This window comes from Paracoccus binzhouensis (genome assembly GCF_016446475.1).
GTDB classification, from domain to species: Bacteria; Pseudomonadota; Alphaproteobacteria; order Rhodobacterales; family Rhodobacteraceae; genus Paracoccus; species Paracoccus binzhouensis.
The window spans coordinates 1-23805 of record NZ_JAEHFP010000071.1; the positions used below are offsets into that span (position 1 = coordinate 1).

Here is a 23805-nt window from a genome sequence, read left to right on the forward strand (position 1 = left end):
GCGGCCCGGCTGGCCCCGGCCGAGGGGGCGCGGATCACCAGCCGCCAGTCGGCGCCGGGAACCGGCAGCGCCGCCGCAACCTCGCCCGCGCCGGCGGCGGGCAGCGTGCCGAAGCGCCGTTCGGGCTGGCTGGTCAGGATCACCTGCCCGGCGGCATCGGTGACGAAGATGCGCTCGCCCGCCTGCGCCCAGTTCCGCTCGGTCTGGTCGAATTCGACCTTCACCACGATCACGCCGCGCGGCTGCCCGCCCAGCAGCACGTCATGCGACAGATACAGGCCCGGCCGCTTGCTGACGGTGCCCAGGGCGAATTGCGTCGCTTCGCCCCGCAAGAGCGCCTGGCTGAAATAGTCGCGGAAACTGTAGTCCGAACCGACGAAGCTGACCGCCTCGTCCCAGTTCGAGGCGGCGATGGCGACCCCGTCGCGGTCCAAGAGATAGATCACCGCGCTGTCGGTCTGGCCGCGCAGCCGGTCCAGCTTGACCGAGGCGCGGGCGACATGCGCCGGGCTGGGCTCGGCCAAGGCCTCGCGCATCACCGTGTCGTCCGAAAGCACAGCCGCGACCGCGCGCTGCTTGGCCAGCACGCTTTCCAGCGCCTGCACCCGGCTGCGCGCCGTCACCTCCAGCCGCTGCGTCAGTTCCGCGACCGCGCTTTCGCGCACCAGCCCGAAGGTCAGCGCCAGCAGGCCGAGGCAGGCGGCCAGCAGCGCCGCCAGCAGCACGAGGCGCCGCGCCCCCGCCAGTCCCGCCCCCGCCGGACCTGCCGCCGAATCAGCCATCGCCGCCGCTTCTCCCCTGCCCGCGGGACCGCGCACCCGCCTGTGTGGATTTCCACACTAGCACGCCGGCGCTGTGTGGGAAACCACACGGTTTGCCGGCCCGGATCGAGGCAAAAAGACATGATTACAACGCATTGCCGCCATGCGCCCCGCTTTTGGGCAGCAGCGCCCGCCATCCTATCATGGCTGTCACATACCCGTCATTCGCAGGTCGGAGGAGGCCTCTATGCAAATCGACACCTCGGCCGCGCCGGTCGCTCACGCACCGCGCCCCTTTTACAGGCATCTGTATTTCCAGGTTCTTTGCGCCATCGTCGCCGGCGCGCTGATCGGCCATTTCTATCCCGAGACCGGCGAGGCGCTGAAGCCCCTGGGCGACGCCTTCATCAAGCTGGTCAAGATGATCATCGCCCCGGTCATCTTCCTGACCATCGTCACCGGCCTGGCCGGCATGGGCACGCTCAGGGGCGTGGGCTCGGTCGTGGGCAAGGCCTTCGGCTATTTCCTGACCTTCTCGACCCTGGCGCTGATCGTCGGGCTGATCACCGCCAATGTCATCCGGCCCGGCGCCGGCATGAACATCGACCCGGCGACGCTGGATGCCAGCAAGGTTTCGGATTACGCCGCCAAGGCGCATGAGACCTCGCTGACCGGCTTCGTCATGGACATCATCCCGTCCACGATGACCTCGGCCTTCGTCGAGGGCAACATCCTGCAGGTGCTGTTCATCGCCATCCTGTTCGGCATCGGCCTGATCCTGATCGGCGACAAGGGCAAGCCGGTCGTGGCGCTGTTCGAGGCGATCAGCCACGCCGTGTTCCGCATGGTGGACATCCTGATGAAGGCCGCGCCCATCGGCGCCTTCGGGGCCTTCGCCTTCACCATCGGCAAATACGGCATCGCCTCGGTGGTGAACCTGGCGACGCTGGTCGGCACCTTCTACCTGACCTCGGCGCTGTTCGTGGTCGTGATCCTGGGCACGGTCTGCATGCTCAACGGCTTCTCGATCTTCCGGCTGATCTCCTATCTCAAGGCCGAGATCCTGCTGGTGCTGGGCACCTCGTCGTCGGAATCGGCGCTGCCGGCGCTGATGGAGAAGATGGAGAAGGCCGGCTGCAGGCGCTCGGTCGTGGGCCTGGTGGTGCCAACCGGCTACAGCTTCAACCTGGACGGCACGAACATCTACATGACGCTGGCGGCGCTGTTCATCGCCCAGGCGACCAATACCGACCTGACGCTGCAACAGCAGATCCTGCTTTTACTGGTCGCCATGCTGTCCTCGAAGGGCGCGGCGGGCGTGACCGGGGCGGGCTTCATCACCCTGGCCGCGACGCTGTCGGTGGTGCCCACGGTGCCGGTCGCCGGCATGGCGCTGATCCTGGGCGTGGACCGCTTCATGTCGGAATGCCGCTCGATCACCAATTTCATCGGCAATGCGGTCGCCACCGTGGTGGTCAGCCGCTGGGAGGGCGCACTGGACCGCGAGCAGTTCGACCGCGTGCTGGCCGGCAATGACGGGGCCGAGGTCGATCCGATCCACGACCTGCACGGCGCCCCCGCCGGGCTGCGCCTGAACGAGGCCCGCGCCGACTGACCCCCCGCCACGGCAGAAGATACCGCAGAAGATACCGGCCGGCCGGCACGCAAATCCCGCGTGCCGGCCGATTCCGTTCGCAGCGCCGCCTTCCCCGCCGCGACAAGGATTTTCCCGATCCGCTGCCGGCGACGCATCGGATCTTCTCTTTCCGCCCGGGTCTTTGGAATGGCCCGGCGGGACCGGCTCCGGCTAAATACGACTTAGACAGTCGTGTAAATGGAGCACCCCATGACCCGCAAGATCCGGCTTGGCGCCTTCCTGCCCGGCGGCGGCCAGCACATCGCCTCGTGGCGCCACCCCGACCAGCCCGCCGACGGCGCGGTCAATTTCGATTTCCACGTCAAGCTGGCCCGCGAGGCCGAGCGCGGACTGTTCGACGCCTATTTCCTGGCCGACGGGCTGGCCACCTCGACCGGCGGCACCTCCGAGGGCGGGCCGGCCCGCATCGCGGGTTTCGAGCCGGTGACGCTGTTCGCCGCGCTGGCGCCGCTCACCACGCATCTGGGCTTCATCGCCACCGCCTCGACCACCTACGAGGAGCCGTTCAACACCGCGCGCAAGTTCGCCTCGCTCGACCTGATCTCGGGCGGGCGGGCCGGCTGGAACGTGGTGACCACGGCGACCGAGGCGGCGGCGCGGAACTTCAACCTGGACCAGCAGCATCCGCATGCCTTCCGCTATCGCCGCGCCGCCGAACATGTCGAGGTGGTCCGCAAGCTGTGGGACAGTTTCGAGGATGACGCCTTCATCCGCGACAAGGACAGCGGCCGCTTCTACGACCGCGACAAGCTGCACCGCGCCCATCACAAGGGCGAGCACTTCAAGGTCGAGGGGCCGCTGAACGTGCCGCGTTCGCCGCAGGGCCATCCGGTGATCGTGCAGGCCGGCCAGTCCGAGGACGGCCGCGCGCTGGCTGCCGCCACTGCCGAGGTGATCTTCACCGCGCATCAGCGGCTGGACACCGCGCAGGAATTCTATCGCGACATCAAGGCCCGCGCCCGCGGCCTGGGCCGCGACCCGGATCACGTGCTGGTCATGCCCGGCGTCTCGCCCTTCGTCGGCCGGACAGAGGCCGAGGCGCGCGAGAAATACGAGCGCCTGACATCGCTGATCCTGCCCGAGGACGGGGTGTCGCTGCTGAACGGGCTGACCGGCGGCACGCTGGACCTCAGGGGCTATGACCTGGACGGGCCGCTGCCGCCCGCGCCGCCGACCGAGGGCATGAAGTCGCGCCAGGCGCTGATCCGCCAGATCGCCGACGAGAACGGCTTCAGCATCCGCCAGCTCTACCAATGGGTGGCCTCGGCGCGCGGGCATTACACCATCGTTGGCAGCGCCACCCAGATTGCCGACACCCTGCAGGAATGGTTCGAGAACGAGGCCGCCGACGGCTTCAACATCCTGCCGCCCTGGCTGCCCACCGGCCTGAGCGATTTCGTCGATCTGGTCATCCCCGAACTGCAGCGCCGCGGGCTGTTCCGCACCGCCTATGAGGGCCGCACCCTGCGCGAGAACCTGGGCCTGCCCTTCCCGGTCAACCGCCATGCCGCCGCCCGCGCGGCCGCCCAGGCCGCGGAGTGACGCCATGACCCTGGAAATCCTCGACAGTCCGCGCAGGCGCCCGGCTTCCCGGCGTGTCCTGCCCCCGGCCCCGCCGCTGCGGGCCTTCCTGTCGCGCTACGGGCTGGTGATCGGCTTCCTGCTGCTGTGGGAGGCCGCCAGCCGGCTCGGCTGGGTCAGCGCTGCGGTGCTGCCGCCGCTGGAGCAGGTCGCGGCCGCGCTGTGGGACGGGCTGGCCAGCGGCGCGCTGGTGGACGACATCGCCGCCAGCCTGCAGCGCGCCGGCATCGCCTTTGCCGCAGCCGTGGGCCTGGGCATCCCGCTGGGCCTGCTGATGGGCCAGCTGGGCCCGGTAGAGCGGGCTCTGGACCCGCTGCTGCAGCTGTTCCGCCAGACCTCGGCGCTGGCGCTTTACCCGGTGTTCATCCTGCTTCTGGGCCTGGGCGAGACCTCGAAGGTCTTCGTGATCTTCTGGGCGACGCTGTTCCCGATCCTGCTGGCGACCATCGGCGGCGTGAAGGAGGTGGACCGCAAGCTGATCGAGATGGCGCAAAGCTATGGCGCCGGCCAGCTGCAGGTCTTCCGCCGCGTCGTTCTGCCGGCCTCGGTGCCGTCGATCTTCGTCGGGCTGCGGCTGTCGGCCACCACGGCGCTGCTGCTGCTGATCGCGGCCGAGATGATCGGCGCCAACAAGGGCATCGGCTTCCAGGTGATGAACGCGCAATACAACTTCCAGATCCCGCTGATGTTCGCGGCGATCTTCTTGCTGGCGGGCTTGGGCCTTGCCGCCAACGGCCTTCTGGTCTGGCTGCAGCGCCGCCTGTGCCGCTGGTCGCTCGACCAGGCCTGAGACCCCTCTGCACATCATCCAAGGAACACGACCATGACCCATCAACCGACCCGCCTCGGCCTTGCCGCCGCGCTGGCCGCCCTGCTTTCGACCGCCGCGCAGGCCGAGGAGGTGACCATGCGCTTCCTGACCAGCCATGGCGGGCTGAGCGCCCATGAACTGGCCGAGGAGCTGGGCTATTTCAAGGACACCGGCATCACCCTGGAAAATGTCGGCTATGCCAGCGGCGGCCCGGAATCGCTGATGGCGCTGGCCGGCGGCTCGGTCGAGATCGGCAGCGCCGCAACTTCGGCGGTGCTGAACTCGATCGTCGGCGGCAACGACTTCGTCGCCGCCTATCCGACCAACGGCATCAACGACCAGGTGCAGTCGATCTTCTACGTGCTCGAGGACAGCCCGATCAAGGGCATCGAGGACCTGCCCGGCAAGACCGTCGCCGTCAACACGCTGGGCGCGCATCTGGACTATACCGTGCGCGAGGCACTGCACCAGAAGGGCCTGGCCCAGGATGCCGCCAACCTGGTGACGGTGCCGGGCCCGCAGCTCGAACAGGTGCTGCGCTCGGGCCAGGTGGACGTGGCGGCCTTCGGCTACTGGCAGACCACCTTCGAGGGCGCGGCGCGCAAGACCGGCGGGTTGCGGGCGATCTTCGACGACACCGACGTGCTGGGCGAGATCGCCGGCGGCTTCACCGTGCTGCGCCGCGACTGGGTCGAGGCGCATCCCGAGGCCGCCCGCATCTATGTCGAGCAATCCGCCCGCGCCCTCGACTATGCCCGCGAGCATCCCGAGGAGACCCGCGAGCTGCTGGCCAAGGCCCTGCAAGAGCGCGGCGAGAACCCCGAGGTCGCGCACTATTTCGCCGGCTATGGCGTGCGCCCGGGCGGCAAGGCGGTCGATCGCGACATCGACTTCTGGATCGGCGTGCTGGAACGCGAAGGCAAGCTGAAGCCCGGCCAGTTGAAGGCCCGCGACGTGCTGCTGTTCCCCGGCGAGGAGGTGGCAAGGAAATGACCCGAGAAGCGACCATCCCGGCCGCCCCGACCGTGCGGGGCGAGGTCGCTCTGCGCGGCCTGTCGAAATCCTTCCCGCTGCAGGGCCGGCTGCGCCCGGTGCTGCGCGACATCGACCTGGAGATCCGCGCCGGCGAGGCGCTGGCCATCGTCGGCCCCTCGGGCTGCGGCAAGACCACGCTACTGCGACTGCTGGCCGGGCTTGACACGCCCGACCGCGGCGAGGTGCTGATCGACGCCCGTCCAATCTCGGGCGTCGGCACCGAGCGCGCGGTGATCTATCAGGAGCCGCGGCTGCTGCCCTGGCTGACCGTGCTCGACAACGTGGCCTTCGGGCTGGAGCTGCGCGGCGTCTCCCATGCCGAGGCCCGCGCCCGCGCCCGCCGCCAGATCGAGCTGGTCGGGCTGGGCGCCTTCGAGGCGGCCTATCCCCGCCAGCTGTCCGGCGGCATGGCGCAGCGCGTCGGCATCGCCCGCGCCCTGGCCGTGCAGCCCGAGATCCTGCTGCTGGACGAGCCTCTGGGCGCGCTGGACGCGATGACCAAGCTGACCATGCAGGAGGAGCTGGCCCGCATCTGGCGCGAGCAGAAGGTGACGATGATTCTGGTCACGCATGACCTCGAGGAGGCGATCTTCCTGGCCGACCGGGTGCTGGTGCTGTCGACCGACGGCTCGGCCCCGACGACGATCCCGGTGGACCTGCCGCGGCCGCGGGACCGCAACGCACCGGAATTCGTCGCCATGCGCCGGACGCTGATGGGCAAGTTCGGCCTGCACTGAAGCGCCCCCGGCGGGCCGCCCGACGCCCGCCGGGGCCTTGAAAGGATCCTTCCATGCCCTCCGAGCTTTACCGGAACCTGAACGTCCATGCCGCCGTCGAGCTGCGCGAGATCAGCCGCAGCTTCGGCCCCTGCCGGGCCATCGACCGGCTGGACCTGACCATCCGGCCGGGCGAGTTCGTCGCCCTGCTGGGTGCGCCGGGCAGCGGCAAGTCCACGCTGCTGCGCATCCTGGGCGATCTCGACCGCGGTTTCCAGGGCGAGGCACTGGTGGCCTCGCGCCGCGCCATCGCCTTCCCGCCGCCGCGGCTAACGCCCTGGAAGCGGCTGTGGCGCAATGTGCTGCGCGACCTGCCCGGCCGTCCCGACCGCGGCCGGGCACAGGCGGCGCTGGCCGAGGTCGGCATCGCCCATCGCGCCGATGCCTGGCCGCGGCGGCTGTCCCAGGCCGAGACGCAGCGCGCGGCGCTGGCCCATGCCCTGCTGGGCGACCCGGACCTGCTGCTGCTGGACGAGCCCTTCGCCGGCCTGGACGCGCTGAGCCGCGGCAAGGCACAGGCGCTGCTGGCCGGGCTGTGGCGGCGCCATCGCTGCGCGGTCCTGCTAGCCACCCGCGACGCCGAAGAGGCGGCACTGCTGGCCGATCGGGTGCTGGTGATGCGGCAGGGCGCGATCATCCATCAGGAAAGGATCGCGCTGGATCGGCCCCGCGACCCGGCCGATCCCGACTTCGCCCGGCTGCGCGGCCGGCTGCTCGACTGGCTGGGTGTGGTGCCGGGCGCGCATTGAGCGCGCGCGCCGCCGTTCAGACCCGCTCCAGCGCCACGGCGATCCCCTGCCCCACGCCGATGCACATGGTCGAGAGCGAGCGCCGCCCGCCGGTCCGCGCCAGTTCCAGCGCCGCCGTGCCGGTGATGCGGGCGCCCGACATGCCCAGCGGATGCCCCAGCGCGATGGCGCCGCCGTTCGGGTTCACCCGCGGGTCGTCATCGGCAATGCCCAGCTGGCGCAGCGTGGCGAGGCCCTGGGCCGCGAAAGCCTCGTTCAGTTCGATCACGTCGAAATCGGCCTGCGTGAGCCCCAGCCGCGCCATCAGCTTCTGCGATGCCGGTGCCGGGCCGATGCCCATGATGCGCGGCGGCACCCCCGCCGTCGCCCCGCCCAGCACCCGGGCGATGGGGGTCAGGCCATGCTTCTTCGCCGCAACCTCCGAGGCCAGGATCAGCGCCGCCGCCCCGTCGTTCACCCCCGAGGCATTGCCCGCCGTGACCGAGCCGTTCGGGAACAGCGGGCGCAGCTTGGCCAGCGCCTCGGCCGTGGTGGCGCGGGGATGCTCGTCGGTATCGACCACCACCGGATCGCCCTTGCGTTGCGGGATCGTCACCGGGGTGATCTCAGCCGCCAGCCGCCCGCTGGCGATGGCCGCCGCGGCCTTTGCTTGCGAGGCCAGTGCCATGGCGTCCTGCGCCTCGCGCGAGATGCCGTAATCGTCGGCGACGTTCTGGCCGGTCTGCGGCATCGAGTCGGTGCCATGGGCCGCCTGCATCGCCGGGTTCACGAAGCGCCAGCCGATGGTGGTGTCGTGGATCTCGGCATGGCGGGAAAAGGCCGTCTCGGCCTTGGGCAGAACGAAGGGCGCACGCGACATGGACTCGACACCGCCGGCGATCATCAGCTCGGCCTCGCCCGCGGCGATCTGGCGCGCGGCGACCAGCACCGCATCCATGCCCGAGCCGCAGAGCCGGTTGATCGTGGTCCCCGGCACTTCCAGCGGCAGGCCGGCCAGCAGCGCGGACATGCGGGCGACGTTGCGGTTGTCCTCGCCGGCCTGGTTGGCGCAGCCATAGATCACGTCGTCGACCGCCTGCCAGTTAAGGCCGGCATGGCGTGCCATCAGCGCCTTCAGCGGAATGGCGCCCAGGTCGTCGGCCCGGACGCTGGACAATGCGCCGCCGAAGCGGCCGATGGGCGTGCGGATATAGTCGCAGATGAAGACTTCGGTCATGTCACAGCTCCGGCGCGATCAGGTCGGCGACCGCACCGTCCAGATGCAGCCGCGCGCCGGTCACGGCTTGCAGATCGTCAAGGGAAATCGTGGCCAGCTTCTCGCGCAGCACGAAGCGGCCGCCTTCGATGTCCACCACGGCAAGCGAGGTATAGACCCGCGTCACGCAACCCACCCCGGTCAGCGGCAGGGTGCAGCGCTGCACCAGCTTGGGCTTGCCGTCCTTGGTGACGTGGTCGGTGATGACGGCGACGCGCTTGGCGCCATGCACCAGATCCATGGCGCCGCCCACGGCGGGCACGCCCTTGGGGCCGGTGGACCAGTTTGCCAGGTCGCCGTTCTCGGCCACCTGATAGGCGCCCAGGATCGCCACATCCAGGTGGCCGCCGCGCACCATGGCGAAGCTGTCGGCATGGTGGAAGAAGGCCGCGCCCGGCTTCAGTGTCACAGCCTTCTTGCCGGCGTTGATCAGGTCCCAGTCCTCGGTCCCAGGCTCGGGCGCCTCGCCGAAGTTCAGGATGCCGTTCTCGGTGTGGAAGATCGCCTCGCGGCCCTCGGGCTGGAACTTGGCGACCATCTCGGGAAAGCCGATGCCCAGGTTGACATAGGCGCCGTCGGCGATGTCCTGCGCCGCGCGCCAGGCGATCTGGGCGTTGGAAAGTTTCCGGGTCATGCCTGCACCTCCTGGGGACGGGCGGGGGGATAGACGGCTCCGGCGCGGTTGAGGACTTCCTCCTGGGCGGGATTCGCGACCTCGACCACGGATTGCACGAAGATGCCGGGGGTGACGACCGCCTCGGGATCGATCGCACCGGGCTGGACCAGTTCCGAGACCTGGACGATGGTATGCGCGGCCGCCATGCACATCAGCGGATTGAAGTTCCGCGCCGCCATCCGATAGGTCAGGTTGCCGTGGGTATCGCCGCGATGCGCCTTGACCAGCGCGAAATCGGCCTTGAGCCAGCGCTCCTGCACATGGGGCCGGCCGTCGAACTCCTCGACCTTCTTGCCCTTGGCCAGGTCGGTGCCATAGCTGGTCGGCGTGTAGAAGGCCGGGATGCCCGCCCCGCCGGCGCGGATGCGCTCGGCCAGCGTGCCCTGCGGCACCAGCTCCAGCTCGATCTCGCCGGCCAGGTATGCCTCGGTAAAGACCCGCGGGTCGGCCGAGCGCGGGAAGGAGCAGATCAGCTTGCCGACCAGCCCCGCCTCGATCAGCGCGGCAAGGCCGACATGGCCGTTGCCGGCATTGTTGTTGATGACCGTCAGGTTCCTCGGCCCCTTGTCGATCAGCGCGTGGATCAGCTCGATCGGGGCGCCGGAGCCGCCGAAACCGCCGATCATCACCGATGCGCCATCGCCGATCCGCGCCACGGCCTCGGCCGGGCTGGCGACTGTCTTGTCCATCCGCATCCCTCCTTGCAGCGCCGCAACGCGGCTCGGCCGAGGGAATACGGCCGGAAGGGGCTTCACGTCCATGCAGTTTGTGCGCTATGCTGCATTTGTTCGATTATCGCACGGAAATGACCATGAGCATCGCAGCACGCGACATGATGGGCGGCCTTGCCAAGGGGCTGGCCGTGATCGAGAGTTTCGGCGCCGAGAGGCCGCGCCAGTCCATCGCCGAGGTCTCGGCGGCCAGCGGGCTGGACCGGGCGACGGCGCGGCGCTGCCTCTTGACGCTGGCGCAGCTGGGCTATGCCGATTACGACGGGAAATTCTTCACGCTGACCCCACGGGTGCTGCGGCTGGGCACGGCTTGCCTCGCGACCATGCCGCTGCCGCAGCTGGTGCAGCCCTGGCTGGACCGGCTGTCCGAGGAGCTTGGGGAAAGCTCGTCGGTCTCGATCCTCGACGGGGACGAGATCGTCTATGTCGCGCGCGCGGCGCAGCGCAAGGTCATGTCCATCGCACTGATGCCCGGCTCGCGCCTGCCGGCCTTCTGCACCTCGATGGGCCGGGTGCTGCTGGCCGCGCTGCCCGAACCCGAGGCGCGCGCCCGGCTGACCGCCCATCCGCTGCTGCCGCGCACGCCGCTGACCGTGACCGATCCCGAGGCGCTGATGCAGCGGCTAGCCGAGGTCCGGGCGCAGGGCCATGCGGTGATCGACCAGGAGGTCGAGCTGGGCCTGCGCTCGCTGGCCGTGCCGCTGATCGACGCGCATGGCCGCGTGGTGGCGGCGGTGAACCTGGGCCTGCCCGCCGTGGCGGGCGAGACCGCTGATCTGGCCGAGCGCTACCTGCCCCGTCTGAAGGCGCTGCAGGCCGAGCTGCGCGGCGTGCTGCGCTAGAGCTGGTAGCCCGGCGTCGAGCGCGAGAGTTCCAGTTCGGCCTCGTCCATGCCCTCGGGGATGTCCTGGAACAGCGGCGTCGACAGGTAGCGCTCGCCGGTGTCAGGCAGCATGGCCAGGATCACCGAGCCGGGCTCGGCGCGCTCGGCGATCTGCATGGCGACGGCAAAGGTCGCACCACCGGAAACCCCGGTCAGGATGCCCTCGCGCGCGGCGAGCTTGCGCGCCCATGCCATGCCCTCGGCACCCGGCACCGGGATCAATTCATCATAGCCGCCGCCATCCAGCGCCTCTTGCAGCACCAGCGGGATGAAATCCGGGGTCCAGCCCTGGATCGGATGCGGCTCGAAGGCCGGGTGGCTGACGGCGGGCGAGCCGTCGGCCGTGCGCTCCTGCGCAATGCCGCTGCTGACCAGCGCCGCGTTGGCCGGTTCGGTCAGGACGATCTTCGTCTCGGGACGCTCGCGGCGCAGCACGCGGGCAAGCCCCGTCGCGGTGCCGCCGGTGCCGTAGCCGGTGACGACGTAATCCAGCCGCTCGCCGGCGAAATCGCCCAGGATCTCCTGCGCGGTGGTGGCTTCATGGATATCGGCATTGGCGGGGGTCTCGAACTGATGCGCCAGGAACCAGCCGTGCTTCCCGGCCAGTTCGACGGCCTTGTTATACATGCCGGTGCCCTTTTCGGCCTTGGGCGTCAGCACCACCTTGGCGCCCAGCATACGCATCAGCCGCCGCCGCTCGACCGAGAAGGTCTCGGCCATGGTGACGACCAACGGATAGCCCTTTTGCGCGCAGACCATGGCCAGGCCGATGCCGGTATTGCCGCTGGTCGCCTCGACCACGGTCTGGCCGGGCTTCAAGGCGCCCGACCGCTCGGCCGCCTCGATGATGTTCAGCGCCAGCCGGTCCTTGACCGAGGCGGCGGGATTGAAGAACTCGGCCTTGACGTAAAGCCGCACCCCCTTGGGGCCGAGGTGGTTGATGCGGATGGTCGGCGTGTCGCCCACCGTGTCGAGGATGCTGTCGTAAAGCCGGCCGCGGCCTCGGGTCGTCCTGATGCCCTGATCTGCCATCTGTCTGCCTCCATCTGCACTGATGGGGGCAGAGTAGCGCAATCCGCCCGGCTTTTAAGCCGGAATCGGCGGGGAATCAGCGCTTGCGATCAGTGGCGAACATCGGCCCGCCGCGCCAGCGGGGGAAGCCGTAGCCGTGGATCTCGACCAGGTCTATGTCGGCGGGGGTTTGCGCGATGCCTTCGTCCAGGATCGCCTGCCCCTCGACGGCCATCTCGGCGACAAGGGCTTGGGCGATCTCGTCGCGGCTCATCGCCGGGCCGGGCTGGAGATGACCGGCCAGCAGGTCGGCCACCGCCGCCGAGGGCTGCGGCCGACGCTCGCCCGGCGCGTAGTCATACCAGCCGCCGCCGGTCTTCTGGCCCTTGCGGCCGGCCCGGACCAGGATGTCGCCCAGCGTCTCGGGCACGTCCTGCCCCGCCGCCCGCGCGCCCTCGCGCTGCAGGAAGGCGATGTCGAGCCCGCCAAGGTCCTGGGCCTCGAACGGACCCATGGCGAAGCCGTAGCCGCGCATGGCGGCGTCGATTTCGGCAATCGGCACGCCCTTGCGGACCAGCGCCTCGGCCGCCGCACGATAGCGTTTCAGGATGCGGTTGCCGATGAAGCCCTCGCAGATGCCGGCGCGGACCGGGATCTTCTTCAGCGCCCGGGCCAGCGCGAAGCCGGTGGCCAGGGTGCGCTCCGAGGTTTCCGGCACGGGCACGATCTCCAGGAGCTTCATCACATTGGCCGGGCTGAAGAAATGCAGGCCGATGAAGCGCTCGGGGTTGGGCAGGCTCTCGGCGATGGCGCGCGGGTCGAGATAGGAGGTGTTGGTCGCCAGCACCGCATCCGGCCGGCAGGCCCGGCCCAGCCGGTCGAAGACGGCGCGCTTGACGCCGATTTCCTCGAACACCGCCTCGATCACCAGATCGGCATCGGCGAGGCTGGCGTAATCCGTCGTCCCGGTGACGACGGCCGCCAGCGCCTCGGCCTGCGCCCCGGTCAGCTTGCCGCGCTTGACCCCGCCCGCGAAGATGCCGCGCAGATTGGCAAGGCCGCGCGCCACCGCCTCGTCGTCGCGCTCGATCAGGGTGACGGGCAGGCCGGCCTCGCGCAGGGCCGCGGCGATGCCGGCACCCATGGTGCCGCCGCCGATCACCGCGGCGTAGCGCAGGGGCAAAGGTTCCACATCGCGCAGCGCGGCCGGGCGCGGCGCGGCGCGCTCGGCGAAGAAGACATGGCGCAGCGCCGCCGCCTGTTCCGAGCCGCGCAGTTCCAGGAAGGTCTGGCGCTCGAAGGCCATGGCCTCGGCGAAGGGCGCCTCGACGGCCTTGCGCAGGCAGGCCAGCGCCCGCAGCGGCGCGGCGGCGCCCTTGGCGGATTTGGCCACGGCCCTCTCCTGCTCGGCCCAGAAACCTGCATCGGGCGCGGCGACAGGACGGGCCGAGACCGGCGCCGGCAAGGGCCGGGCCAGCGCCTGCCGGACGAAGGCTGCGGCGCCGTCGCGCAGGTCGCCCTCGATCAGGGCATCGACCAACCCGGCCTCGACGGCTTTCGCCGCGCGCATGGGCCGGCCCGAGGTCACCAGATCGACCGCCAGCGCGGCCCCGGCAAGGCGCGGGGTGCGCACCGTGCCCGAGGCGCCGGGAACGATGCCCAGGCCCACCTCGGGCAGGCCGACCGAGGCGTCGGGCGCGGCCACCCGGAAGCGGCAGCCCATCGCCACCTCGAACCCGCCGCCAAGCGCCGAGCCGTGGATGGCAGCGACCCAGGGCTTTTGTGCGGCCTCGATCCGGTCCACCAGATCGGGCAGGTGCGGCGGCTGCGGCGGCTTGCCGAATTCCGTCACATCGGCCCCGGCGATGAAGGTGCGGCCGGCGCAGACCAGCACCACCGCCGCGACCTGCGGGTCCGCGTCCAGCGTGCCCACGGCATCCCACAGCCCCTGCCGCAGCCCCTGGCTCAGCGCGTTGACGGGCGGGTTGTCCACGGTGACGATGGCGATTTCCCCTTGGCGGGCGATGGTAACGGTCATGTCCTCAGATCCCCAGATAGGCTTCGCGGATGCGCGGATCGGCGATCAGTTCCGCCGCCGGTCCCTGCATGATGATACGGCCGGTTTCCATGACATAGCCCCGGTCGGCGATCGTCAGCGCGCCGAAGGCGTTCTGCTCGACCAGCAGCACGGTGACGCCAAGCGCCTTGAGGCCGCTGACCACGTCGAAGATCTGCTGGACAATGATCGGCGCCAGGCCCATGGACGGCTCGTCCAGCAGCAGGCAGGACGGCCGGCCCATCAGCGCCCGCGCCATGGCCAGCATCTGCTGCTGGCCGCCCGACAGCCCGCCGGCCGCCAGGTTGCGCTTTTCGCGCAGGATCGGGAACATGGCAAAGGCGTCCTGCATGTCCTTTTCCACCCGGTCGTCGCTGTAGAGGAAGGCGCCAAGGCGCAGGTTCTCCTCGACCGTGAGGTTGGTGAAGATCTGCCGGCCCTCGGGCGATTGCGTCAGCCCGCGCGCCGGGCGGCGATGCGCGGGCACCCCGGACAGCGGCTCGCCCCGGAAGGTGATCTGGCCGGCCGAGACCGGCTGCACCCCGGACAGGCAGCGCAGCAGCGTGGTCTTGCCCGCGCCGTTGGCGCCGACCACGGTGACGATCTCGCCGGAATCGACATGCAGGTCGATGCCGTGCAAGACCTCGATGCGCCCGTAGCGCGAGCGCAAGCCCTCAACCGTCAGCATCGGCACCCTCCTCGGTTCCGAGATAGGCGGCGATCACCGCCGGGTTGCGGCTGACCTCGGCGGGCGCGCCCTCGGCGATCTTCTCGCCATGGTCCAGCACCACGATGTGGTTCGAGATGCGCATGACCATCTTCATGTCGTGCTCGACCAGCAGGATGGCGGTGCCGGATGCGGCGACCTCGGCGATCAGGTGGTCGATCTCCTCGGTCTCGACGGCGTTGCAGCCGGCCGCCGGTTCGTCCAGCAGCAGGACGGCCGGGTTCATCGCCAGCGCGCGGGCGATCTCCAGCCGCTTGAGCGAGCCATAGGACAGGTTTCCCGCCTCGCGATCCGCAGCGCGGTCCAGGCCCACGCGGGCCAGCAGCGCCAGCGCCCCCTCGCGCGCCTCGCGCGAGCGGCGGCGCGAGGCGGGCAGGTTCAGCAGGTCGGCCAGGACCGGCCCCTTCTCGCGCAGGTGAAAGCCCGAGATGGCGTTTTCCAGCACCGTCATGGCCTGGAAGATCTGCAGGTTCTGGAAGGTGCGCGACATGCCGCGCCGCGCCAGCAAGTCGGGGCGCATCCCGGTCACATCCTCGCCCTTCAGCACCACCCGGCCGGCGCCGGGCTGGTAGATGCCCGAGATCATGTTGAACAGCGTGGTCTTGCCGGCGCCGTTCGGGCCGATGACCGAGACGATCTCGCCCGGCTCGACCTTGAAGCTGACATCGTTCACAGCCTTGAGGCCGCCGAAGGTGATGCCCAGACCCTCGACCGAAAGCAGCGTCATTCGCCCGTCCCCCGCAGCTTGCGCAGGATCGAGGGCAGCAGCCCGTCCCGCAGGAAGATCATCACCAGCATCATCACCAGACCGAGGACCAGCTGCTCGTATTCCGCCAGCACCGTCAGCGCCTGCGGCAGCAGCGTCAGCACGCCGGCGCCGAAGATCGCGCCCAGCACCGAGCCGGCGCCGCCAAGGACGGCCATGGTCACCATCTCGATCGAATGCATGAAGCCGGCGACATCGGGGGTGATGAACTTGTTCTGCAGCGCCACCAGCGATCCCGCGACCGAGGCATAGACCGCCGAGATGACGAAAGCCTGCAGCTTGAGCCGCGCCACGTCCACGCCCACGGTGCGCGCGGCGATTTCCGAGCCATGCAGCGCCCGCAGGGCGCGGCCGGTCGGGCTTTGATGCAGGTTCAGCGCGATCCAGGCGCCGGCCAGCAGCACCAGCCCGCAGAAGAAATACCAGAACTGGCCGTTGGTCAGCTCCAGCCCCCAGTCCTTCAGCAGCCCGCGCAGGCCCAAGTCGGGCACCGCGATGCCGTCGGGGCCGCCGGTCAGCGCGCGTTCGTTGTTCAGCACCATGGCAACCAGGATGCCGAAGCCCAGCGTGGCGACGGCGAGGTAATAGCCCTTGAGCCGCAGGATCGGCCGGCCGACCAGCCAGGCCAGCACGGCCGAAATCGCCGCGCCCAGCACCACGGCCAGCGACGGATGCAGGCCCAGATGCGTCGGCGCCAAGGCGCAGGCATAGCCGCCGATGCCGGCGAAACCGGCATGGCCCAGGCTGATCTGCCCGGCATAGCCGGTCAGGATCACGATGCCGGTCACCGCCAGCCCGTTGACGAAGATCAGCGCACCGACCCGGTAGTAATAGCCCGAGGGAAAGAAGAAGGGTGTCACCGCGATCAGCGCGGCCAGCACCAGCAGCGTGGCGGATTTGGCGGAGAGTTTCGGCATCACACCCGCTCCGTCGATTTGCGGCCGAACAAGCCCTGCGGCATGAAGAACAGCACCAGCAGGATCACCACGAAGGCCGCGGCCTCCTTGTAAGTCGAGGAGAGGTAGCCCGCCGTCAGCGCCTCGATCAGCCCGATCAGGAAGCCGCCGGCCAGCGCGCCCTTGGGATTGCCCATGCCGCCCAGCATGGCGCCGGCAAAGCCCTTCAGCGCAAAGCCGATGCCGACATTATAGGCGGTCAGCGTGATCGGCGTCGCCAGCACCCCGGCCAAGGCGCCGATCCCGGCCGACAGCGCAAAGGACAGCGTCATGACGAAATTGGTGTTGATGCCGACAAGCTGCGCCGCAAGACGGTTGTTCGAGGTCGCCAGCACCGCCCGGCCCAGAAGCGTGCGGGTGAAGAACAGCCACAGGCCGGCAAAGACCACCAGCGCGCCGCCGATCACCCACAGGCTTTGCGGCTGGATCGTCGCGCCGCCGATGCGCAGCGGCCTGTCGCCCGAAAAGGCCGGGAAGCTGTGGATCTGCTTGTCGAACACCAGCTGCGCCGCGCCCTGCAGAAAGACCGAGGCGCCGATGGTGATGATGATCAGCGAGACGACGGGCGCGCCGCGCGCCGGCTCGATGGCCAGCTTGTTGATGGCGACCCCCAGCGCCGCGGTGGCGACGATGGCGATCAGCGCCGCCAGCGGCAGCGGCAGGCCGGCGGCATGGGCGAACCAGGTGATCATGCCGCCCAGCATGACGAACTCGCCCTGGGCGAAGTTCACCACGTCCGAGGCGTTGTAGATGATCGTGAAGCCAAGGGCGACCAGCGCATAGACAGCGCCGACCGTCACCCCGGAAAAGAGGAACTGCAAGAACTCTGACATGTGCTCTCCCGGCGTCTGTCTTGTGCGTGGGTGGCAGGCGCATTCCCCCGCGCCCCTGCGGGCGCGAGGGCCGGAATTCAGTCGCTTACTCGACCAGCGTCCATTCGCCGCCCTTGATCTCGAGCATGCGGAAGGCCGAGAGATCGAGGCCCAGATGATCCTCGGGCGTGAAGGCATAGACGCCGGTGGTGCCGGCCAGGCCCTTGGTCGCCTCGATGGCGTCGCGGATCGCCTCGGGCTCGGTGGAGCCGGCGCGGGTGATGGCATCGGTCAGGATCAGGAAGGCGTCATGCGCATAACCGCCGAAAGTGCCGACCGGGGTCTTGGTCCTTTCCTCGAAGGCCGCCTTGTAGGCGGTCACGACCGGCTTTTGCGCATCCCCCTCGGGCAGCAGTTCCGCGACCAGCAGCGCGGTGCCGGGCAGGCGCACACCCTCGGCCGCGTCCTTGCCGGCCAGTTCGATGAACCCGTCCGAAGCGACGCCATGCGACTGATAAAGCGGCAGGTCGATCGCCAGCTGCTTGTAGTTGCGCGTCACGATCGACGGGCCCTGGCCGAAGCCGGGATTCAGCACGGCCTGAACGCCCTCGGCGTTCTTGATCTTGGTCAGCTGCGCCGTCATGTCGGCGTCCTTCGGATCATAGGTCTCGTCGGCGGCGATCTCGATGCCGTAATCGCCGGCCACCTCCTTGCATTGCGCCTGCATCGAGGCGCCAAAGCCGTCGGTGCCCGAGATCATGCCGATCTTCGCGATGCCGCGCTTCTGCATGTCCTCGAAGATCTTCTGGCAGGCCATGCGGTCGGTATGCGGGGTCTTGAAGGTATAGGGCTTCACCGGGTCGATGATGTCGATGGCGCCGGCCAGCGAGATGAAGGGGATCTCGGCATCCTCGGCCACCGACAGGATCGCCATCGAGGTGCCGGTGGTTGAGCCGCCGATGATCGCCTGCACCTCGTCATCCTCGATCAGGCGGGTGGCGAAGGTGCGCGCCTTGTTGGCGTCGCCGCCGTCATCGTAAAGCACCAGCGCGACCTCTTCGCCGTTGATGCCGCCCTTGGCGTTCAGGTCCTCGACCAGCATCTCCAGTGTCTTGGCCTCGGGATCGCCCAGGAAGGCGGCCGGGCCGGTCGCCGAAACCGAGGCGCCGATCCTGATCTCGGCGCTGGCGGCAGAGGCCAAGGCAAGCGCGACCAGCGCGGCGGGGACGGTGGTGGTCAGGGTTTTCTTGATCATGGTTTTCCTCCTCCCAGAGAACTTGAAACGGTCAGGCCGCCACGGGGCGCCGCCACATGGCGCGGCGGAACCGGCTGGCGACGAAGGCGGTGTCGGTCAGGCTGGCATTCCCGGCCGGGTTGGCCCCGGTGACGTGGAAATCGCTGAACGCCGCCGACTGGTTGACGAAGATATTGCCGGTCAGGTTGACCGACAGGTTGACGCCGGCCTGCGCAAAGGCGCGCGCGGCCGCCGCGATGCGCGCCGCATCGGTGTCGTAGAGCGCGGCGGTGATCGCGCCCTTGCGCCGGGCCAGGTCGGCGGCCCGGGCAATGCCGGTCGCGGCATCCGGCACGGCGACGAGGAAGGCGATGGGGCCGAACCATTCGCCCTCGACCGCCGCGTCGCCGTCGCGCATGGCCAGCAGCAGCGGCGTCGCGCTGCGCCCCTGCCCCAGCGGCGCCGAATTGCGGACGATCCGGCCCAGTCCCCGCGCCTGCGTGACCCGGTCCAGCGTCGCCGGGTTGGCGATGGCGCCGCAGAGACCCGCGGCCCGCGCCGGATCGGCCAGCAGCGCGTCGATGGCCGCGGCCAGCGCCGCCGCCACCTCGTCGAAGCTCTTGCGACCCTGGTCGGTGTCGATCCCGGCCTCCGGCACGTAGATGTTCTGCGGCGAGGTGCACATCTGCCCCGAATACAGCGCCAGCGAAAAGGCCAGGTTATCGCACATGCCGGCGAAATCCTCGGTCGCGGCGATGGCGACGCTGTTCACGCCGGCCTCCTCGGTGAACAGCTGCGCCTGCCGGGCGTTCTGGCGCAGCCAGGCGCCGAAGGCGTTCGAGCCGGTATAGTCGATCAGCCGTACCGCCGGATCGGTGGCCAGATGCGCGGCGGCCGGGGCTTCCGGCGTATCCACCGCCAGCAGCACCGAATCGGCAGGCAGCCCGGCCTCGGCCAGGACCTCGCGCAGGGTGCGCACCGCCAGCGCCAGGGGCAGGATGGCGGCGGGATGCGGCTTCACGATCACCGGGTTGCCGGTCGCCAGGCTGGCGAAGATGCCCGGATAGGAATTCCAGGTCGGGAAGGTATTGCAGCCGATGGCCAGCGCCAGCCCGGCGGGGACCAGCGACCAGTGCTTCTCGATCAGCAGCGGCGCGGCCTTGCCCTGCGGCTTCTCCCAGCGCGCCTCGGCCGGAAAGCGCGACATTTCCTCCCATGCCATGGCGACGGCTTCCAGCCCGCGATCCTGCGCGTGCGGGCCGCCGGCCTGGAAGGCCATGGCAAAGGCCTGGCCGGTGGTGTGCATGACCGCGTTCCCCATCAGGAAGCTTGCCCGGTTCAGCCGCACCAGCGCCTCGAGACAAGCGCCGATTCGGGCCTCGACGCCGGCCTCGGCCAAGGCCGGCGCCGCCGCTTGCGCCACCGCGATCAGCGTCTGCGGCGCGGCGGCCGGATAAGTGATTCCCAGCGCCCGGCCATAGGGCGATGCCTCGGCGCCCAACCGGGTCTCCTCGGGATGGCCGGGCAGGTCGAAAGGCTTGCCCAGCAGGGCCTCGAAGCCGGAAGCCCCGTCCTCGCGCGCGGATTCGCCATAGATCTTGCCGCTAGGGATTTCGGGAAAAGGAGTCCAGAATGCGCGACTGTGCAAAGCCCGAAGCGCGGCATCGAGCATCGGCCGGTGGCGGTCGAAAAACGCGGTCATGCTATCCCTCCCTGGATCGGAGATTATCATTGACCGGCCGGTCGGTTTATGCAACATGAATCTTCGAGGACCCCAAAAATTCTGGGGCAAGGGAGTTCACCAATGACGGATACCGTGCTTGCGTCTCTTGCCGACGGCGTGCTGACGCTGACGCTCAACCGGCCGGAAAAGCTTAACGCATTCAACGAGGAAATGCACCTGGCGCTGCGCGCCGGATTTCAGCGCGCCCGTGACGATTCGCAAGTGCGCGCGGTTCTGCTGACCGGTGCGGGCCGCGGCTTCTGCGCCGGGCAGGACCTGGGCGACCGCGATCCGCGCAAGGGCGGGCCGGTACCCGACCTGGGCCATACGCTCGAGACCTTCTACAACCCCACCCTGCGGCTGATTCGCAGCCTGGAAAAGCCGGTGATCTGCGCCGTGAACGGCGTGGCCGCCGGGGCTGGCGCCAATATCGCCATTGCCTGCGACATCGTTCTGGCCGCGAAATCGGCCAGGTTCGTGCAGGCCTTCTCGAAGATCGGCCTGATCCCGGATGCCGGCGGCAGCTTCAACCTGACCCGCATCCTGGGCGAGCCGCGCGCCAAGGCGCTGACCCTGCTGGCCCAGCCGCTACCGGCCGAAACGGCTGCCGACTGGGGCCTGATCTGGAAGGCGGTCGAGGACGAGCAGCTGATGCCCGAGGCCCAGGCGCTGGCCGCGTCGCTGGCGGCGGGGCCGACCCTCGGCCTCGGCCTGACCAAGCGGCTGATCCAGGCCGCCGCCACGAACAGCCTCGACCAGCAGCTCGACATGGAGCGCGACTGCCAGCGCGAGGCCGGCCGCAGCGCCGATTACGCCGAGGGCGTCACCGCCTTCCTCGAAAAACGCCAGCCGGAGTTCAAGGGACAATGAAGGACGCAGCCGTGAAACCCGTCTCGCAGATGACCCCGCAGGAACTGGCCGAGGCTTCGGCAAAGGCGATGTGGAACGACGATTCCGCCAGCCAGCGGCTGGGCATGAGCCTGGACCACATCGCGCCTGGCCAGGCGACGCTGTCCATGACCATCACCGAGGCGATGTCGAACGGGCACGGCAATTGCCATGGCGGCTATATCTTCACCCTGGCCGACAGCGCCTTCGCCTTCGCCTGCAACAGCTACAACCAGCTGGTCGTGGCCCAGCATTGCTCGATCACCTATCTGATCCCCGGCCGCATCGGCGACCGGCTGAGAGCCGAGGCACGCGAGGTGTCGCGCCGCGGCCGCTCGGGCATCTACGACATCCGCATCACCAACCAGGACGGCGAGCATGTGGCCGAATTCCGCGGCCATTCGCGCACCGTCAAAGGCACCCACCTGCCGGTCGAAGCCTGACCGGACCCGCATTGCAAGGGAGGAAACCATGCAAGACCTGTCCCCCAACCGAAAGGATCTCGACCCGATCGAGACCGCCTCGCGCGACGAGATCGAGGCGCTGCAGTTCCATCGCATGAAGCGTTCGCTGAAACATGCCTTCGAGAACTCGCCCTTCTACCGCAAGCGCTTCATCGAGCATGACGTGCATCCCGAAGACCTGAAGTCGCTCGGGGACATCGCGAAATTCCCCTTCACGGTCAAGCAGGACCTGCGCGACACCTATCCCTTCGGCATGTTCGCCGTGCCGCAGTCGAAACTGGTGCGCATCCACGGCTCGTCCGGCACCACCGGCAAGCCGACGGTGGTGGGCTATACCCAGGCCGATATCGACCATTGGGCGAACCTGATCGCCCGCTCGATCCGCGCCGCGGGCGGCCGTCCCGGCGACATGCTGCACAACGCCTATGGCTACGGGCTGTTCACCGGAGGCTTGGGCGCGCATTACGGCGCCGAGCGGCTGGGCTGCACCGTGGTGCCGATCTCGGGCGGCATGACCGAACGGCAGGTGACGCTGATCGACGACTTCAAGCCGCGCATCATCATGGTGACGCCCAGCTACATGCTGTCGATCCTGGACGAGTTCCGCCGCCAGGGCCTCGACCCGCGCGCCTCCTCGCTGGAGATCGGCATCTTCGGTGCCGAGCCCTGGACCAACGCCATGCGCCAGGAAATCGAGGAGGCATTCGACATGCACGCCGTCGACATCTACGGTCTCTCCGAGGTCATGGGTCCCGGCGTCGCCATGGAATGCGTCGAGACCAAGGACGGGCTGCACATCTGGGAGGACCATTTCTACCCCGAGATCATCGACCCGGTGACCGGCGAGGTCCTGCCCGACGGCGAACTGGGCGAGCTGGTCTTCACCACGCTGACCAAGGAAGGGCTGCCGATGGTGCGCTACCGCACCCGCGACCTGACCCGGCTCTTGGCCGGAACCGCACGCTCCATGCGCCGGATCGAGAAGATCACCGGCCGCAGCGACGACATGATCATCCTGCGCGGCGTCAACGTCTTCCCGACCCAGATCGAAGAGCAGATCCTGAAATGCGAGGGCCTGGCCCCGCATTTCCAGATCGAGCTGACCCGCTCCGGGCGCATGGACAGCATGACCGTCCATGTCGAATGCGCGCCCGGGATGGCCGATGCCGATGCCCGCGCCGCCTCGGCCAAGGTGCTGGCGCATCACATCAAGAGCGTGGTCGGCGTCTCGACCCGCATCGAGGTGCAGGACCCCGACACCATCGCCCGCTCCGAGGGCAAGGCCAAGCGCGTCATCGACAACCGCCCCAAGGAATGACGCGGGCGCGGCAAGGCGCCGCCCGTGACAGGGCTGCGCAAAACCGCTAAACGCAACAAGGGGGGCGCGAGCCCCCCTGATTTTTCCCGTCAATTCGTCAGGCGGGCAGGCAAAGAGGAACCCATGGCTCGCACCCGAGCGGTCGATTTCGAGGAAAAGCGGCGCGGCATCCTTGACAGCGCGGCCGCGGTCTTCGCCGAGCAGGGGATGGAAAAGGCCTCGATGTCGCAGATCGCGGCGCATGGCCAGATCTCCAAGGCGCTGCTTTATCATTATTATCCCGGCAAGGATGCGCTGATCTTCGCGATCATCATTACCCATCTGCAGGAACTGGACGCCGCCATCGAGGCCGCCGACGACGCGCTGCTGCCGCCGCAGCAGCGCCTGCGCCGGCTGGTGGGCGTGGTGCTGGAAAACTATCGGGGCGCCGACAACCAGCACAAGGTGCAGCTCAACGCCACCTCGGCCCTGTCGGATGAGCAGAAGGCCGAGATCCTTGCCGTCGAGCGGCGCATCGTCAAGCGTTTCGCCGTGGTGCTGCATCAGATCAACCCGGCGCTGGACGACCCGCAGCGCCCGCTGCTGACCCCGGTCACCATGTCGCTGTTCGGCATGATGAACTGGGTCTATATGTGGTTCCGCGACGGCGGCCGCATCACGCGCGAGGATTACGCCGACGTGGCGACCACGCTGATCCTGGAAGGCATCAAGGCGGTGCGGTAAGAGCTTCCATCTTCATCAAAGCGCTTGACGGTGCAACATTCTGCAAACAGTAATCTAATTAGCTGTCTGTGTTTCAGGAGGTATTGATGCTGAAAGCAATTGTTGCGACCCTCGGGATAATTGTCCTAGGTCATGTTGACAAATGGCGAAGCCAGAGCCTGATGCAGGCGATGTCGATGAAGCCGAGGAAACTGTCTGCGGTTTTGTCGTAG

23 protein-coding genes and 1 pseudogene are annotated in these 23805 nt (G+C 68.9%); 11 read left to right on the top strand and 13 right to left on the bottom strand.

Annotated elements, in window-relative coordinates:
* Positions 1-782 (bottom strand): cache domain-containing protein (locus I9P22_RS15615; RefSeq protein WP_269846652.1); only part of this gene is annotated, 782 nt, incomplete at its 3' end.
* A 226-nt stretch (positions 783-1008) separates the two neighbouring features.
* Between I9P22_RS15615 and I9P22_RS15620 the strand changes: the two genes are divergently transcribed.
* The 6 genes from I9P22_RS15620 to I9P22_RS15645 all read left to right on the top strand — a co-directional run bounded on the left by I9P22_RS15620 (position 1009) and on the right by I9P22_RS15645 (position 7370).
* A complete protein-coding gene (locus tag I9P22_RS15620; RefSeq protein WP_199260442.1) occupies positions 1009-2376 on the top strand; it encodes a dicarboxylate/amino acid:cation symporter in 1368 nt (455 codons plus the stop codon).
* Between the two features lie 231 nt (positions 2377-2607).
* Positions 2608-3960, top strand: coding sequence for an LLM class flavin-dependent oxidoreductase (locus tag I9P22_RS15625; RefSeq protein ID WP_199260443.1), 1353 nt, complete (start codon positions 2608-2610; stop codon positions 3958-3960).
* A gap of 4 nt (positions 3961-3964) precedes the next feature.
* Entirely contained in the window at positions 3965-4789 is an 825-nt protein-coding gene (locus I9P22_RS15630; protein ID WP_199260444.1) for an ABC transporter permease, read from the top strand.
* A 33-nt stretch (positions 4790-4822) separates the two neighbouring features.
* A complete protein-coding gene (locus tag I9P22_RS15635; RefSeq protein WP_199260445.1) occupies positions 4823-5803 on the top strand; it encodes an ABC transporter substrate-binding protein in 981 nt (326 codons plus the stop codon).
* Complete coding sequence (locus I9P22_RS15640) at positions 5800-6582, top strand: ABC transporter ATP-binding protein (RefSeq protein WP_199260446.1); 783 nt, start codon at positions 5800-5802, stop codon at positions 6580-6582. Before I9P22_RS15635 ends, I9P22_RS15640 begins: the two co-directional genes overlap by 4 nt.
* 53 nt (positions 6583-6635) lie before the next feature.
* Complete coding sequence (locus I9P22_RS15645) at positions 6636-7370, top strand: ABC transporter ATP-binding protein (protein ID WP_199260447.1); 735 nt, start codon at positions 6636-6638, stop codon at positions 7368-7370.
* A gap of 16 nt (positions 7371-7386) precedes the next feature.
* Here the strand turns inward: I9P22_RS15645 and pcaF are convergent, their stop codons facing one another.
* Genes pcaF through I9P22_RS15660 form a run of 3 tightly spaced genes read right to left on the bottom strand, consistent with a single transcriptional unit; the run spans position 7387 to position 9990 of the window.
* The gene (pcaF, locus tag I9P22_RS15650) at positions 7387-8586 is read right to left on the bottom strand and encodes a 3-oxoadipyl-CoA thiolase (protein ID WP_199260448.1); all 1200 of its coding nucleotides are present in this window, start codon (positions 8584-8586) and stop codon (positions 7387-7389) included.
* Between the two features lies 1 nt (position 8587).
* On the bottom strand, positions 8588-9259 hold the full coding sequence (locus tag I9P22_RS15655; RefSeq protein WP_199260449.1) for a 3-oxoacid CoA-transferase subunit B: 672 nt from the start codon (positions 9257-9259) through the stop codon (positions 8588-8590).
* On the bottom strand, positions 9256-9990 hold the full coding sequence (locus I9P22_RS15660) for a 3-oxoacid CoA-transferase subunit A (RefSeq protein WP_199260450.1): 735 nt from the start codon (positions 9988-9990) through the stop codon (positions 9256-9258). The genes I9P22_RS15655 and I9P22_RS15660 overlap by 4 nt, the downstream gene beginning before the upstream one ends.
* Before the next feature lie 122 nt (positions 9991-10112).
* Between I9P22_RS15660 and I9P22_RS15665 the strand changes: the two genes are divergently transcribed.
* Positions 10113-10874 carry an IclR family transcriptional regulator domain-containing protein gene (locus I9P22_RS15665; protein WP_199260451.1) on the top strand — a complete coding sequence of 254 codons (762 nt, stop codon included), beginning with the start codon at positions 10113-10115 and terminating at the stop codon, positions 10872-10874.
* Here the strand turns inward: I9P22_RS15665 and I9P22_RS15670 are convergent.
* The 8 genes from I9P22_RS15670 to paaN all read right to left on the bottom strand — a co-directional run bounded on the left by I9P22_RS15670 (position 10871) and on the right by paaN (position 20179).
* Complete coding sequence (locus tag I9P22_RS15670) at positions 10871-11947, bottom strand: PLP-dependent cysteine synthase family protein (protein ID WP_199260452.1); 1077 nt, start codon at positions 11945-11947, stop codon at positions 10871-10873. The genes I9P22_RS15665 and I9P22_RS15670 overlap by 4 nt on opposite strands.
* A 76-nt stretch (positions 11948-12023) precedes the next feature.
* Complete coding sequence (locus I9P22_RS15675) at positions 12024-13964, bottom strand: FAD-dependent oxidoreductase (RefSeq protein WP_199260453.1); 1941 nt, start codon at positions 13962-13964, stop codon at positions 12024-12026.
* 4 nt (positions 13965-13968) lie between these two features.
* The gene (locus I9P22_RS15680) at positions 13969-14670 is read right to left on the bottom strand and encodes an ABC transporter ATP-binding protein (protein ID WP_199260454.1); all 702 of its coding nucleotides are present in this window, start codon (positions 14668-14670) and stop codon (positions 13969-13971) included.
* Positions 14657-15436, bottom strand: a complete 780-nt coding sequence (locus I9P22_RS15685) for an ABC transporter ATP-binding protein (protein WP_199260455.1) — start codon at positions 15434-15436, stop codon at positions 14657-14659. The genes I9P22_RS15680 and I9P22_RS15685 overlap by 14 nt, the downstream gene beginning before the upstream one ends.
* Positions 15433-16392 carry a branched-chain amino acid ABC transporter permease gene (locus I9P22_RS15690; RefSeq protein ID WP_199260456.1) on the bottom strand — a complete coding sequence of 320 codons (960 nt, stop codon included), beginning with the start codon at positions 16390-16392 and terminating at the stop codon, positions 15433-15435. The genes I9P22_RS15685 and I9P22_RS15690 overlap by 4 nt, the downstream gene beginning before the upstream one ends.
* Positions 16392-17264 carry a branched-chain amino acid ABC transporter permease gene (locus tag I9P22_RS15695; protein ID WP_199260457.1) on the bottom strand — a complete coding sequence of 291 codons (873 nt, stop codon included), beginning with the start codon at positions 17262-17264 and terminating at the stop codon, positions 16392-16394. Before I9P22_RS15695 ends, I9P22_RS15690 begins: the two co-directional genes overlap by 1 nt.
* Before the next feature lie 85 nt (positions 17265-17349).
* Positions 17350-18495, bottom strand: coding sequence for an ABC transporter substrate-binding protein (locus I9P22_RS15700; protein WP_408635190.1), 1146 nt, complete (start codon positions 18493-18495; stop codon positions 17350-17352).
* A 34-nt stretch (positions 18496-18529) separates the two neighbouring features.
* A complete protein-coding gene (gene paaN, locus I9P22_RS15705; RefSeq protein ID WP_199260459.1) occupies positions 18530-20179 on the bottom strand; it encodes a phenylacetic acid degradation protein PaaN in 1650 nt (549 codons plus the stop codon).
* 102 nt (positions 20180-20281) lie between these two features.
* Here paaN and paaG point away from each other — a divergent pair, with 102 nt between their 5' ends.
* The 4 genes from paaG (at position 20282) to I9P22_RS15725 (ending at position 23593) form a co-directional block, all read left to right on the top strand.
* Entirely contained in the window at positions 20282-21070 is a 789-nt protein-coding gene (gene paaG, locus I9P22_RS15710) for a 2-(1,2-epoxy-1,2-dihydrophenyl)acetyl-CoA isomerase PaaG (protein WP_199260460.1), read from the top strand.
* A 29-nt stretch (positions 21071-21099) separates the two neighbouring features.
* Entirely contained in the window at positions 21100-21531 is a 432-nt protein-coding gene (gene paaI / locus I9P22_RS15715) for a hydroxyphenylacetyl-CoA thioesterase PaaI (RefSeq protein ID WP_199260463.1), read from the top strand.
* Between the two features lie 28 nt (positions 21532-21559).
* The gene (gene paaK / locus I9P22_RS15720) at positions 21560-22870 is read left to right on the top strand and encodes a phenylacetate--CoA ligase PaaK (protein WP_199260461.1); all 1311 of its coding nucleotides are present in this window, start codon (positions 21560-21562) and stop codon (positions 22868-22870) included.
* 123 nt (positions 22871-22993) lie between these two features.
* On the top strand, positions 22994-23593 hold the full coding sequence (locus I9P22_RS15725; protein WP_199260462.1) for a TetR/AcrR family transcriptional regulator: 600 nt from the start codon (positions 22994-22996) through the stop codon (positions 23591-23593).
* Positions 23594-23723: 130 nt separating this feature from the next.
* Here the strand turns inward: I9P22_RS15725 and I9P22_RS15730 are convergent.
* Positions 23724-23805 (bottom strand): annotated as a pseudogene (locus tag I9P22_RS15730) (IS5/IS1182 family transposase); the annotation flags it as partial.

Excerpts from the sequence above, each read along its gene's own strand:
- I9P22_RS15645 (WP_199260447.1), top strand. The coding sequence starts at position 6,636 with ATGCCCTCCGAGCTTTACCGGAACCTGAACGTCCATGCCGCCGTCGAG.
- I9P22_RS15690 (WP_199260456.1), bottom strand. The coding sequence starts at position 16,392 with ATGCCGAAACTCTCCGCCAAATCCGCCACGCTGCTGGTGCTGGCCGCG.
- I9P22_RS15655 (WP_199260449.1), bottom strand. The coding sequence starts at position 9,259 with ATGACCCGGAAACTTTCCAACGCCCAGATCGCCTGGCGCGCGGCGCAG.
- I9P22_RS15670 (WP_199260452.1), bottom strand. The coding sequence starts at position 11,947 with ATGGCAGATCAGGGCATCAGGACGACCCGAGGCCGCGGCCGGCTTTAC.
- paaK (WP_199260461.1), top strand. The coding sequence starts at position 21,560 with ATGCAAGACCTGTCCCCCAACCGAAAGGATCTCGACCCGATCGAGACC.
- I9P22_RS15680 (WP_199260454.1), bottom strand. The coding sequence starts at position 14,670 with ATGCTGACGGTTGAGGGCTTGCGCTCGCGCTACGGGCGCATCGAGGTC.
- I9P22_RS15665 (WP_199260451.1), top strand. The coding sequence starts at position 10,113 with ATGAGCATCGCAGCACGCGACATGATGGGCGGCCTTGCCAAGGGGCTG.
- I9P22_RS15725 (WP_199260462.1), top strand. The coding sequence starts at position 22,994 with ATGGCTCGCACCCGAGCGGTCGATTTCGAGGAAAAGCGGCGCGGCATC.
- I9P22_RS15675 (WP_199260453.1), bottom strand. The coding sequence starts at position 13,964 with ATGACCGTTACCATCGCCCGCCAAGGGGAAATCGCCATCGTCACCGTG.
- paaI (WP_199260463.1), top strand. The coding sequence starts at position 21,100 with ATGACCCCGCAGGAACTGGCCGAGGCTTCGGCAAAGGCGATGTGGAAC.
- I9P22_RS15630 (WP_199260444.1), top strand. The coding sequence starts at position 3,965 with ATGACCCTGGAAATCCTCGACAGTCCGCGCAGGCGCCCGGCTTCCCGG.
- I9P22_RS15635 (WP_199260445.1), top strand. The coding sequence starts at position 4,823 with ATGACCCATCAACCGACCCGCCTCGGCCTTGCCGCCGCGCTGGCCGCC.
- paaG (WP_199260460.1), top strand. The coding sequence starts at position 20,282 with ATGACGGATACCGTGCTTGCGTCTCTTGCCGACGGCGTGCTGACGCTG.
- paaN (WP_199260459.1), bottom strand. The coding sequence starts at position 20,179 with ATGACCGCGTTTTTCGACCGCCACCGGCCGATGCTCGATGCCGCGCTT.
- I9P22_RS15620 (WP_199260442.1), top strand. The coding sequence starts at position 1,009 with ATGCAAATCGACACCTCGGCCGCGCCGGTCGCTCACGCACCGCGCCCC.
- I9P22_RS15695 (WP_199260457.1), bottom strand. The coding sequence starts at position 17,264 with ATGTCAGAGTTCTTGCAGTTCCTCTTTTCCGGGGTGACGGTCGGCGCT.
- pcaF (WP_199260448.1), bottom strand. The coding sequence starts at position 8,586 with ATGACCGAAGTCTTCATCTGCGACTATATCCGCACGCCCATCGGCCGC.
- I9P22_RS15660 (WP_199260450.1), bottom strand. The coding sequence starts at position 9,990 with ATGGACAAGACAGTCGCCAGCCCGGCCGAGGCCGTGGCGCGGATCGGC.
- I9P22_RS15640 (WP_199260446.1), top strand. The coding sequence starts at position 5,800 with ATGACCCGAGAAGCGACCATCCCGGCCGCCCCGACCGTGCGGGGCGAG.
- I9P22_RS15625 (WP_199260443.1), top strand. The coding sequence starts at position 2,608 with ATGACCCGCAAGATCCGGCTTGGCGCCTTCCTGCCCGGCGGCGGCCAG.
- I9P22_RS15685 (WP_199260455.1), bottom strand. The coding sequence starts at position 15,436 with ATGACGCTGCTTTCGGTCGAGGGTCTGGGCATCACCTTCGGCGGCCTC.